Origin of the sequence: Novosphingobium sp. ES2-1 (assembly GCF_015169775.1) — a bacterium.
Taxonomy (GTDB): Bacteria; Pseudomonadota; Alphaproteobacteria; order Sphingomonadales; family Sphingomonadaceae; genus Novosphingobium; species Novosphingobium subterraneum.
On sequence record NZ_CP063445.1, the window covers coordinates 2,096,182 to 2,107,252 of the forward strand.

The window sequence follows — 11,071 nt, forward strand, 5'->3', positions numbered from 1 at the left end:
TTCCGCTGGGCTCTTATGCATGGTCAGGTCCTGCCTGGTCAAAGCCCGTTGAGCCGATTACCATCGCTTGATGTCCGAAGCCTGGAGCGAAACTGAAATCGACCTGATCGTCGCCGATTACTTCGCGATGCTCGGCGCGGAAATTTCTGGTAAACTCTTCAAAAAGGCTGAACGCAATCGCGCGCTGCAAGAACTCATCCCTCGCAGTCGGGGCTCAATCGAATTCAAGCACCAGAACATCAGCGCCGTCATGCTCGGCCTCGGGCAACCGTGGATCACTGGTTACAAACCGGCAGCCAATTTCCAGAATGCTTTGGTAGACGGGGTCCTCCGATGGCTCGACGCCCATCCGGATTGGCTGGCACCCTCTAGTCGCCCATCTCGGACTGTGCCGATAAATGCGCCGCTTCTGCAGTTCGGTCCACCGCCGACCCAGCGCAACGAACCATCTCCTGTCGATCCGGAGTTCATTGCAGCGATGGGGCGGAAGTTCGATGTCGCGGAGCGCGACGCACGCAACCGAGCTCTTGGAAAGGCTGGTGAAGAACTCGTCCTGCACAGCGAAAGGCAGGCACTGCAATTCGCCGGCCGTGAGGATCTGGCGGAAAGGGTACGTTGGACATCAGTCCAAGACGGGGACGGCTACGGCTTCGACATTGCCAGCTTCGAATCTGACGGTCGTGACCGCCTGATCGAGGTCAAGACGACCAATGGATGGGAACGCACCCCTTTCCATATTTCCCGAAATGAACTGGCCGTCGCCGATGCTCGCCGTGACGAATGGCATCTCATTCGGGTCTGGAGCTTTGCCCGTGTGCCACATGCCTATATGCTGCGTCCTCCGCTCGAGGCGCATCTCGAGCTGACCGCTACCAGTTTTCTGGCGGGGCTGCGATAGAAGGCGGTGAGATCGCCTTGGGCGGTTGGGCGTGCCGACAGTCCCGGATATGCCGACACGCCCTTGCCTGACATGCGCAATACTGCGGCATGCAGCCGGTCCATATGACGGCCGGCCTAGTGGGCTCCATGCGGGTTCGCCGCCATTCCCACCACCATGCTCGATCCGCCCCACGGTGCGGCGTCTCCCATGGTCCCCGCGCTTATCGGGTCCGGGTCCCCATCACATTCATTCCTGCCCCAGTGCGGGCGGTGGCACTGGCGCGATCGTTTCGATCTCGGCGATGCGCTGGAATTCGCCGAGGTATTCGTGTCGGTTCTGAGAGAGCCATCGGACAATCAGGGCGTTACCCAGCAACTTGGCGATGTAGCCCCGGGCTACCGTGAAATGCAGGTTGTTGATGCCGTAGCTGTCCTCGACCGATTTCACCTGGGTCTGCAGCGCCGCCAGTTCGCGCTCCATACGGGCAATCTGCTGGGTGGTCGGGCCATTCGCGTCACCCTTGCGGCCCTTCCTCGCCTGCTTGACGAGCTGATCATCTGGCGTTGCAGCCAGGAGTGCCTTCGCAAAAATCAGGGAGAAGTTGTTTTGCCCAACCATGAGGTCGGCGGCCTCAATCTGGCGCATCGTCGACATGCGACGCAGCACCTCGAACACGTTCATCGGGCAGGTGGTGTCTTTGAGAATGTCCACCGCTTCCGGGCAGATCCCATCCAGCAGACGAAACTTGCGGTGCACCGAACCGACCTCCAACCCCAAAGCCTCGGCGATGACGGCCGGAGCCACCCCTCGCTCTACGGCCCTCGCAATCATGCGATGCTCCTGCACAGGCGGCAGGCGGTTGACCCGCTTGTTGTAGGTGTAGGTCTCGTCGTCCGTTGCAACCAGGCAATCGACGATCTCGGTCCCGAGCTGTTTCAGGGCCTCAATGCGCAGATGGCCATCGAGCAGGAAATACTGCCCGGGATGCTGGGTGTCGGCGATGACGACCGGCGCCTCGACCAGTCCGATCGCCTCGATGGAACTGACAATCTGGGCGTACTTCTTGCTCTCGCGCACGCCCTCGCGAAGTGATTTCAGAGGGACGAGTGCCGATATCGCAATCGTGATGGTCTGGCGCTCGAAGGCCAGATGAACGTGCGGATCGCCTCCCGGCTCGATTACGTGTTCGGGTTGCCAGTCAGCCATCCAGGCCTCCGGCGATCTTGATCGCGAGGGCACGCGGCATGGTTTCCAACCCCTCGGCCCGCAGCAGGGTGACGAACCCTTCGTCGCCAAGGAGGTCCTTGATCGCCTCGACAACGAACAGCAGGCGCGTCTGGGTAAAATCCGACTTCTTGACAAGGATGCGCTGTTTCTCCGCCTCGCGTTGATAGACCTGAAGCAGGTCGTTTGCCGTGATGCGGCGATTGCCCGCGCGGGGTCCCATGCGGCTGGAGCCGATGCCCTTACTCCGGCTCCGAAGGCGATGATCGAGCAGGCGGCGGACGGAGGCGAGCTTCTTTCCCTTCAGCTTACCGGTCTCGTAAGCCTCCAGCAGCAGGTTCTGGGCTTCCTCGGTTTCGGCGCGAGCGACCTCGATCGCCATGGTGACGGGGATCAGGCCGGTTTCGACCGCGGCCAACAGCCGTTCCTCGCCGCGTTCGAGCAACGACACCACCATGCTGACCCACGAGTTATGGACACCGATCTTCCGGGCGATGTCCGCCTCACTGTACCCGCGTTTCCGGAGCTCACCGATCTCGCGCATGACGTCGATGGGGCGCTGCACCCGGCGCGCTATATTCTCGACCAGGCTCATGACCAGGCATTCGTTCTCTGCCGCCTCGATGACGACGGCCGGGATCTCCGTCTGCCCGAGCATCTGAAAGGCCTCGAGGCGGCCTTGCCCGCAGACCAAGTCGTACCGGGGCCCGCCTGGCCCCTGGCGCCGGCTTACGGTAATGGGGCGCTTAAGGCCGATCGCCTCGATGTTGTTCACGATCTCCCGGTGCTGTCGCTTGTTGCGCGAACGCGGGTTGAGCACGGTGATCCGGGATATCGGGATCATTTCGATCTGCTGGGGGCGTGATTCCGTCATCAGGCGGCCTCCGCGATGCGCACTGGGGCGGCGATGTCATAAAGGTAGTCGAGGGTATCGAAGCGGTAGGCGTCGAGACTGAGGCCATTGTCTTCGGCCAATCGCACCCGGTCGGACGCGACATCAAGGCGGGGGAACAGGTAGAAATCGAGCGGTGCCCGGTTGTCAGTGTCCATGCGCACGACGATGGTGATGTCGGGCATGACCGAGGTATCGAACCGCAGCTTCCAGCGCAGCAGCCCAGTCGACGTAGTCTGGCACCTGGCGATGACGACCGACAGGCTGAATTCGCCGTTGACGATCACCCGGTCGGTCTCGAGATCCTGCCAGGCTTCGCTGCCCTGTTCGCGCAAACCGTCGAGCACTTGCCGCAGGACATCGGGATGTAGCTTGCGCAGGTCCCGGTTGATCGCAACGTAGCGGTAGTCCCGGTCGGGCGTGAACCCCACCAGGCTGTAGGCGCGCAGGAGGCTGCCGAACCGGGAACTGTACGCGCTGCTCGACGGCAGACCGTCGCATTCGTCGATGATGATGCCGGACAGCAGGCCCTTGCTGGCGTAGAGCCCCCGAAGCGCTTCCAGCATTTCCTCGTCAGAAAGGCGGAACGAGCGCGCCGAGATGATCGAATGGGCCGCCTCGAACAGTTCCCGTTCGACGATCCCCTCGAATGCGCCCTGTGACCGGATCCACATGTCCGGGGCGTTGCGGACCCGTTTCTTCTTCAGCTTGAACGAGCGGCGGTTCCAGACATTGTCGCCGACATACTTCTCGTTGATCAGGAGCTGGTGGACGGTGCCGCGCGTCCATGGGCGTTCAAGATCGGTGAGGATGCCGCGGGCGTTGAGCGCCTCGGCGATCTCGCGCTCGGTCTGCCCATCATGGACGAAGGCTCGGTAGACCTCTTGCACGACGGCAATTTCCTCGTCCGGCCCGGGTGTCAGGATCACCCGGTCGGTCTGCAGGCTCTTTTGCTCACCGCGGCCGAGTACCGCCTTGGTCGCGCCGTGTTCATCGATCAGCGTCCTGCGCAGCCCGAAGCCAGCGGGGCCGCCCTGGCGGTAGCCTTTCTCGATGAGCCGCCCCTGGCCGGCAAAAACCTTGACCGAGAGCTCTCGGCTATATTCGCCAGCCATGGCCCGCTTGAAGCCCTTGAACATGGTGCTCATCGGTGAGCCGTCATTCTCGAACTGCTCGGCGCAATAGGCGATCTGGATCCCGGCCCGGCGGCAGATGTACTCGTAGTAGGCGCTCTCGTCCGCATCCTGGAAGCGGCCCCAGCGGCTGACATCATAGACCAGGATCATCTCGAAATCGGCAGCGCCGGATTCGACATCGGCAATCAGGCGCTGCAGCGAAGCGCGTCCGTCGATCGACAGGCCGCTTTTGCCGTCGTCAGCATAGGTGCTGACGATCTCGATGCCCCGCGATGACGCATAATGACGGATCGCATCGGCCTGGTTCTCGGTCGAGTATTTCTGGTGATCGGTGGACATGCGGACGTATTCGGCGGCCCGTACGACGCGGGCTGTCGGGTCATGGTGGGGTTGGTCCTTTTCGTTCTGCCAATCCTTCAAGCGTCGCCCTTTCCGGTTCAGCCGCTGCAGCAGTCCAGGGCATCCACCAACTGCAGCCCGAAGAGCACCTCTGCCTACCGTTCCGCTCACACGTGAATGTAGCGGCGGAAGGAGCGGAGGATGTTGCCGAAAAAGGGCAGAATGTTGCACCCATGGAACGGGCTGGCGAAGTCGGCGAAGGACTATGCGGAACTGATCGCGGACGCTTTGCGCCGCGAGCATGATGAGACCCACCGAACGGTCAAGACCGTCATGCGCTGGACCGGCGCCAGCGAGCGTAGCGTAAAGAACTGGGTGGGCGGTGTTTCCGGTCCAAGCGGTTATTTTCTAATGAGACTTTGCATGAAGTCTCCGGCAGTTCGCGAGCTGGTTCGGCAGTTCCTGGCCGATATGGATCCGTCAACGGCACCGGCAGAAGCACTCCCGAATGGCACGGCTGCGTCTTTCGCGCATGGACCGGCCGGGTCAGAATCGGGAGCACAATTGGGCCTCTTCAACGGCGTTAATGGTGACACGAATGGTGACATTAATGGTGACATCCATGTCACCATTAATTTGCCGCTGAACGAGCGTCAGGAGTGGCTGCTGGCGCGAGTCGCGCAGGGCGACCGATGTACGTTTGAAGACATTGTGGTGCACTGGCAGGTCAGCAGCCGTACCGCTAAACGCGACATTGCCAGCCTGAAGGACAGAGGGCTGATACGATATCTGGGCCGCCATCGGCGCGGTTTCTATGTGGAAAGCCGGCCAACTTAGACGTGCGCGACAGTCGGCGGACTGACGGAATCGGCCCTATTGAAAAAACACCACAGTGGTGTTATCAAGGGTGATGACCGAGAAGCGAAAGCCGACCTATGACATTGAAGCGGTCAAAGCCGTTTTCTCGACGGTCGAGAAGCTCAATGTCACAGGTTCCGCTCTGAGAGGAGCGGCTTCGCTTGGTTTTGGCCGAAGCGAAATCGTCGCAACCATCCAGACGATCGAGCGACGCCATTTTTATAAGTCCATGACATCCTTTGCCGATCACCGTGTCTGGCAGGATGTCTACCACGTTCCCTCCGAGCAGGGGGCTTTGTACGTCAAATTCACGGCCGATGCCGTGACCGAGTTTTTGCTTCTGTCGTTCAAGGAGAAGGGCGATGACTAACCCCACCTGCCCAGAAACGGGCCAGCCGATGTTCCGTGACGTTCGGCCGATGACCATCACCTACAAGGGGCACGAATCCACCTTCGACATGCCCGGCTGGTATTGTGATGCAAGCGACGAGAGCATTCACACCGGTGACGACATGAAGGTTTCGGATCGGGCTCTGAACCGGCTCAAGGCCCAGGTGGAGGGCTTGCTCGATCCCGAGGCGGTGCGCCGCATTAGGAAGCGCCTGCATCTCACCCAGAAGGATGCCGGTCGCCTGATCGGGGGCGGGCCCAACGCCTTCCAGAAGTACGAGAGCGGTGACGTGGTTGTCAGTCATGCGGTGATGAGTGCCCTGCTGCTGCTCGACAGGGATCCGTCCGGGCTCTCTGTTCTGAAGCAGCGGGTCCACCGGAAGGAAGCGGCATAGGCCTCTTGCGATTGCTTATCCGCAAGAGCCGACCGCAACTTTTCGCAGGCTTACTGCCTGCTTAGATGCCCTTCGACGAGAGAGTTCGTCCGCAAGCTCTCTCCCACCGCCACTTCATACGATGGGACGCCGACCCTCGAATGACCTCGTGGCATCGTTTACCTGACCCGACGTAGCGCGGCGAGACGTGACAGGTTAGCCGTAAGGCACTAGCGCGATTGTATTGCCCGCTCCTCGATGGTCTCGTCGAGACAATTCGATGGACAGTCAGTTCGGGGACGGGGGCTCGCAGATCACTGTGACCTTGACGATGACGATGTTCGGGTTCCCCGGCACCCTCAGCGTACCCTGAGGACCTTCTCCACCTCGTCGCAGATCTGCTGGACGGAGAAAGGCTTGGCGAGAAAATGCATGTTCGGGATATCGATCTCGCGGCGTAGCTGCTCCTCGGCATAGCCCGACATGAAGAGGAACGGCATGTCCGGGCGGAGTGCCCGAATCTCACGGGCCATGGCCGGGCCATCCATCGTCGGCATGACTACGTCGGACACGACCAGATCGAACTGCCCCCGGCCGATCGCCTCGAGCCCTTCCTCGCCGTCCGCCGCCGTGGTCACCTCATAGCCCTGGCGCACGAGCGCACGCTCGGCAACGGCACGAACGGTGTCCTCGTCCTCAACCAGCAGGATCCGGCCGCCGCCTGACCATTCCCGCTTCGGTTCGGGGCTTGCTAACTGGCGCGCGGGCGCTTCGCTGGCATCGGGTACATGGACCGGGAGATAGATGCTGAAGCGGGTAAACTTGCCCACCTCGCTTTCGGCAAAGATGAAACCGCCGGACTGCTTCACGATGCCGTACACGGTGGAAAGACCAAGGCCGGTGCCCTTGCCTTTCTCCTTGGTGGTGAAGAACGGCTCGAAGATCTTGCCGATCTGCGACGGCTTTATGCCGTGACCATTATCTTCGACGACAAGCGCAGTGTAATCCCCGAGCGGCAGGATCTCGCTTTTCATCGCGCGCACGTCAGCCGCCGTCACCCGCCGGGTCATCAACTTGACCACGCCACCGCCCTTGGCCCCCGTAGCGGCAAGCTTGTCATTGATGGCGTCACGCGCGTTGACGGCCAGGTTCAGCAGCACCTGTTCAAGCTGTGTGGGGTCTGCACGAACAAAGCCGAGGTCGCGATCGTGCACGACCTCGAGCGTGATCTTCTCGCCGATCAGACGCTTCAGCAGTGCGGAGACTTCGGCGACCACGTCGGGCAACTGCAGCACCTGCGGCCGCAATGTCTGCTGACGTGAGAACGCAAGAAGCTGCCGCGTGAGCGATGCTGCGCGGTTCGAGTTGGCCTTGATCTGCTGGATATCGTCGTAATCGCTGTCGCCAGGCGTGTGGCGCATCAGCATCAGATCGCAGTAGCCGATGATCGCGGTAAGCACGTTGTTGAAATCGTGCGCAACGCCACCGGCAAGCTGGCCAACGGCCTGCATCTTCGTCGCCTGCGCGATCTCACGCTTGAGCCGGGTTTCTTCCGAGGAATCCTTGAGGCTGAGAAGGACGGCCCCTTCCCCAAGCCCGCGCACACCCGCAAGGCTGAGCGAGACCGGCTCGTCCGGTGCGGCACGCAAGCGCACGGCCACGTCGCCTGCGGTTGCCTGCCCTTGCGCATAGCGGCGCACGGCATCGACCAGCGCGCCCTTGTCTTCCCGGATGACAAGGTCCGACGGATATGGCGGCGGGATCGTATCGTCAAGCCCGGCAGCGCGCAGGAATGCGGCGTTGGCGAAAAGGAAGCGCCCGTCACGGTCGGTCATCGCCAGACCCAGCGGCAGGCGGGCAAGCAGCGCCTCGATCTGCGGAAGGCCCGCCGTGACATCGCCGATGCCCTGCCCGAAACCGCCATTGTCAATGAGCAGGAACAACGAGGTTGTGCGTGATGGATCGGTGTTGGCGACGCCATCGGGGTCGGCCACCGGCACGTGGACGAGCTTGACCGGCGTGCCCTTGCCGCCCTCGCGGGCGTAGTAGATGCGGTCGCTTTCGTCGCTGGCGAGGAAGGAGACGAAATCGGCGCCTGCCATCTGGGCGCTGACCGAACCCGTCGCGCGCTGGGCGAAGGCTGCGTTGGCCGCGAGGATCACGCCTTCGGGCGAGACCACGGCTGCCTGCAACCCTTCGCGGGCGAGAGCGCGGCCGACCTTGCCGGCGATGTGCCCTGCCATGTCTGCCACAAGATCCTGCGTGACGACCGGCACGAAACGCCAGACGAGGTAGTCCTCGCCCCGGCCGACGCGCTGAATCTCTGCCGTCCACGTGCCTTGGCTGGACGCAACGCCGTCGGCCTTTGCAGAGCCATCTCGCCACGCAGCTCGCGTTGCAGCTTCGAGCAGCTCGACCGAGCCGCGCTCGACTGGAAGACGTGGCGGTGCGGCGGTGATACCGAACCAGGCCCCCATCAGGCCATTGGCGCAGACCAGCCGCCCTGCCCTGTCGGTGATGGCGATGCCCACATCGTCGCGCGCGATCGCGGCATTGGTGACCGTCCAATCCGGAACGGCGAAATCCTCGGTAACTGCATCCTGGCGGGGGCGAAGCAAAACGCGCAAGGCTGCGCCGATGACAGTGACCCCTCCTGCAAACCCGGCGGCGAGCAGCGGTTGGCCGGAGATCCCCCAAAGCGCTGCAGCGCTTACCGCAACCGCGCCTGATAGCATGAGCCAATCGCGCAAGGGTACGGTCGGCGTGACCACAGCCGCCCCTTCGCTGGCCACGTTCGCCATCAGTCGGGAAAGTCCCGCGCGGCGGCCCGCATGTTGCGCACCTTGCGCTTGTGCGCGGTCCACCAGCGCCAACCGAACGCTGCAAGGACATAGCCGATTGCGGCCGAAACAATCGAGATCAGGAAAAGCCCGATGACAAGGGACGGCGCCGCATCCGATCCAAGCCAGACGAGCCATTCGCCGATGCCCGCGCCTTTGGTAACCATGGCCTGCACGGTGGAGAAGTCCGCGTGGAAACCGAAGCTGTTGCCCACGGCAATGGCGCCTGGAAGGAACACGAACAGCGTTGTCGGCGGGATCGAGATGAAGGTCATCAGCACGGCAAGCGGGATGTTGCCCCGGCACGGCACGCACATCAAGGCCGCACCGATGATCTGGATGCCGGGAATCAGCGCGAAGATGCCTATGAAAAGTCCGGCGGCGACTCCGCGTGGCACCGAACGGCGCGTGAAGCGCCACAGTTCATGCCGGGCGGCAAGCGGGCGCGCGAAGCGGTTCTGCTCCATCTGCTCGCGCGTTGGCATGTTGGCCCGCGCCCAGTTGACGATCCGCTCGAACATTGCGCGTCTGTTGTATCCGTTTCCCGTCCGCCCCGCCACGGGCCCGTTTGTTCGCTTAGACCGGATTTCCTTGCCGGTCGGTGAAGTGCCTCACCCCGGATCGACCTAGCCGTGGTCCTTCATGATCCGCGCCTTGTCACGCTTCCAGTCGCGGTCCTTCATCGTCGCGCGCTTGTCGGCGACGTTCTTGCCCTTGCACAGCGCGAGCTCGACTTTCGCGCGACCACGGCTGTTGAAGTAGATCGAAAGCGGAACCAGCGTCATGCCCTTGCGCTCGACCGCGCCGGTGAACTTGGCGATCTGCCGTTCCTTCAGCAGCAACTTGCGCGGGCGCTTGGGCACGTGGTTGAAGCGGTTGCCGTGGCTGAATTCGGGCACGTTCGAATTGACCAGCCAGACTTCGCCGCCCTTCACCTCGGCATAGCTTTCGGCAATCGAGCCCTCACCGAAACGGAGGGATTTGACCTCGGTCCCAGTCAGCACGATGCCGGCCTCGTACTTCTCCTCGATGAAGTATTCGAAGCGGGCGCGCCGGTTTTCGGCGACGATTTTCTTCTTGTCGAATTCTGGATGAACGGGACGAGCCATGATGCGGCTGCATGTAGGCGCTGACCCGACAAAGCGGAAGGGGAACTTCGCACTTTGTCGGACAGCAGTTTTCCGGACGCGACGCGTCAGATCAGGCCGGCATGCTCCAGCGCCGCGTCGACCGCCTTGCGGGCCGCGTCGTTGCAGGGAACCATGGGCAGGCGCAGTTCGTCCGAGATATCCGGGAAGACGCGGCTGAGCGCGTACTTGACCGGGCCGGGCGAGGCATCCTCGAACATCGCGTAGTGGAGCGGATAGAGCTTGTCGTTAAGCTCGCGCGCCTTTTCGAGATCGTTGGCGGCGCAAGCGGCCTGGAACTCGGCGCAGAGCTTCGGCGCGACGTTGGCGGTGACCGAGATGCAGCCCACGGCACCGGCAGCGTTGGCCGGGAGCGCCAGTTCATCGTCGCCCGAAAGCTGGCAAAAATGCTTGCCGATGCCCATGCGGTGATCGGTGACGCGCGACAGGTCGCCGCTGGCGTCCTTGATCCCGATGATCTTCTCGGGATAGCGCTTCGCCAGCTCGCAGACCGTTTCGGGCAGGATGTCGGTCACCGTACGGCCAGGCACGTTGTAAAGCACAATCGGCAGGTCGTTGTGCTCTGCAAGATAGCTGAAGTGGGCAATGATGCCCGCCTGGCTTGGCCGATTGTAATAGGGCGCGACGCAGAGCGCCGCCTGGGCTCCACACTTCTTCGAGAAGTTCATGTGCAGCAGCGCGTTCATCGTATCGTTGCTGCCGCAGCCGGCAATCACCGGAACGCGACCGGCGGCCTGTTCGACGCAGACTTCGATGACGCGGTGGTGTTCGGCATTGGACAGGGTCGAAGCCTCACCGGTGGTGCCGCAAGGGACCAGCGCCGACGATCCGTTCTCGATCTGCCAGTCGACGAGGCGGCGAAACGCTTTCTCGTCAAACGCTCCATCGCGAAATGGAGTCACTAGGGCCGGAATCGAGCCGGAAAACATGGACAATACCCCTCAATTTGCCCCATGATGCAGTTCGGTTCATCGTGATCCGAACCCGCTG

The 11,071-nt window shown here is 62.3% G+C and carries 11 protein-coding genes; 4 read left to right on the top strand and 7 right to left on the bottom strand.

Translation table 11 applies throughout. The annotated features are described in order from the left end of the window. The first annotated feature begins 70 nt into the window (after positions 1-70). Complete coding sequence (locus IM701_RS10120) at positions 71-898, top strand: DUF3883 domain-containing protein (protein ID WP_230487661.1); 828 nt, start codon at positions 71-73, stop codon at positions 896-898. Between the two features lie 228 nt (positions 899-1,126). On the opposite strand, the gene IM701_RS10125 is transcribed toward IM701_RS10120, so the two are convergent. Genes IM701_RS10125 through IM701_RS10135 form a run of 3 tightly spaced genes read right to left on the bottom strand, consistent with a single transcriptional unit; the run spans position 1,127 to position 4,471 of the window. Beyond that, positions 1,127-2,086, bottom strand: a complete 960-nt coding sequence (locus IM701_RS10125) for a plasmid partitioning protein RepB C-terminal domain-containing protein (protein ID WP_193826878.1) — start codon at positions 2,084-2,086, stop codon at positions 1,127-1,129. After that, complete coding sequence (locus tag IM701_RS10130; RefSeq protein ID WP_193826879.1) at positions 2,079-2,978, bottom strand: plasmid partitioning protein RepB C-terminal domain-containing protein; 900 nt, start codon at positions 2,976-2,978, stop codon at positions 2,079-2,081. Before IM701_RS10130 ends, IM701_RS10125 begins: the two co-directional genes overlap by 8 nt. Continuing rightward, the gene (locus IM701_RS10135) at positions 2,978-4,471 is read right to left on the bottom strand and encodes a recombinase family protein (RefSeq protein WP_193826880.1); all 1,494 of its coding nucleotides are present in this window, start codon (positions 4,469-4,471) and stop codon (positions 2,978-2,980) included. Before IM701_RS10135 ends, IM701_RS10130 begins: the two co-directional genes overlap by 1 nt. Positions 4,472-4,672: 201 nt before the next feature. On the opposite strand from IM701_RS10135, the gene IM701_RS10140 reads away from it, so the two are divergent. The 3 genes from IM701_RS10140 to IM701_RS10150 all read left to right on the top strand — a co-directional run bounded on the left by IM701_RS10140 (position 4,673) and on the right by IM701_RS10150 (position 6,114). Further along, positions 4,673-5,308, top strand: a complete 636-nt coding sequence (locus IM701_RS10140; protein ID WP_193826881.1) for a DeoR family transcriptional regulator — start codon at positions 4,673-4,675, stop codon at positions 5,306-5,308. A 73-nt stretch (positions 5,309-5,381) separates the two neighbouring features. Then, complete coding sequence (locus IM701_RS10145; RefSeq protein ID WP_100237894.1) at positions 5,382-5,699, top strand: type II toxin-antitoxin system MqsR family toxin; 318 nt, start codon at positions 5,382-5,384, stop codon at positions 5,697-5,699. After that, a complete protein-coding gene (locus IM701_RS10150) occupies positions 5,692-6,114 on the top strand; it encodes a type II TA system antitoxin MqsA family protein (protein ID WP_021245886.1) in 423 nt (140 codons plus the stop codon). The genes IM701_RS10145 and IM701_RS10150 overlap by 8 nt, the downstream gene beginning before the upstream one ends. A gap of 338 nt (positions 6,115-6,452) precedes the next feature. On the opposite strand, the gene IM701_RS10155 is transcribed toward IM701_RS10150, so the two are convergent. The 4 genes from IM701_RS10155 to dapA form a co-directional block, all read right to left on the bottom strand. Beyond that, on the bottom strand, positions 6,453-8,894 hold the full coding sequence (locus tag IM701_RS10155) for a response regulator (RefSeq protein WP_193826882.1): 2,442 nt from the start codon (positions 8,892-8,894) through the stop codon (positions 6,453-6,455). Beyond that, the gene (locus IM701_RS10160; protein WP_039334973.1) at positions 8,894-9,454 is read right to left on the bottom strand and encodes a DUF2062 domain-containing protein; all 561 of its coding nucleotides are present in this window, start codon (positions 9,452-9,454) and stop codon (positions 8,894-8,896) included. Before IM701_RS10160 ends, IM701_RS10155 begins: the two co-directional genes overlap by 1 nt. 105 nt (positions 9,455-9,559) lie before the next feature. Then, positions 9,560-10,042 (bottom strand): SsrA-binding protein SmpB, encoded by a 483-nt coding sequence (smpB, locus tag IM701_RS10165; protein WP_039334817.1) that lies wholly within the window; start codon positions 10,040-10,042, stop codon positions 9,560-9,562. 86 nt (positions 10,043-10,128) lie between these two features. Next, positions 10,129-11,010, bottom strand: coding sequence for a 4-hydroxy-tetrahydrodipicolinate synthase (dapA, locus tag IM701_RS10170; protein ID WP_062342622.1), 882 nt, complete (start codon positions 11,008-11,010; stop codon positions 10,129-10,131). Between the last annotated feature and the right edge of the window lie 61 nt (positions 11,011-11,071).

Coding starts and splice junctions, on each gene's coding strand:
- IM701_RS10120 (WP_230487661.1), top strand. CDS start 71: ATGTCCGAAGCCTGGAGCGAAACTGAAATCGACCTGATCGTCGCCGAT.
- IM701_RS10125 (WP_193826878.1), bottom strand. CDS start 2,086: ATGGCTGACTGGCAACCCGAACACGTAATCGAGCCGGGAGGCGATCCG.
- IM701_RS10130 (WP_193826879.1), bottom strand. CDS start 2,978: ATGACGGAATCACGCCCCCAGCAGATCGAAATGATCCCGATATCCCGG.
- IM701_RS10135 (WP_193826880.1), bottom strand. CDS start 4,471: ATGTCCACCGATCACCAGAAATACTCGACCGAGAACCAGGCCGATGCG.
- IM701_RS10140 (WP_193826881.1), top strand. CDS start 4,673: ATGTTGCCGAAAAAGGGCAGAATGTTGCACCCATGGAACGGGCTGGCG.
- IM701_RS10145 (WP_100237894.1), top strand. CDS start 5,382: ATGACCGAGAAGCGAAAGCCGACCTATGACATTGAAGCGGTCAAAGCC.
- IM701_RS10150 (WP_021245886.1), top strand. CDS start 5,692: ATGACTAACCCCACCTGCCCAGAAACGGGCCAGCCGATGTTCCGTGAC.
- IM701_RS10155 (WP_193826882.1), bottom strand. CDS start 8,894: ATGGCGAACGTGGCCAGCGAAGGGGCGGCTGTGGTCACGCCGACCGTA.
- IM701_RS10160 (WP_039334973.1), bottom strand. CDS start 9,454: ATGTTCGAGCGGATCGTCAACTGGGCGCGGGCCAACATGCCAACGCGC.
- smpB (WP_039334817.1), bottom strand. CDS start 10,042: ATGGCTCGTCCCGTTCATCCAGAATTCGACAAGAAGAAAATCGTCGCC.
- dapA (WP_062342622.1), bottom strand. CDS start 11,010: ATGTTTTCCGGCTCGATTCCGGCCCTAGTGACTCCATTTCGCGATGGA.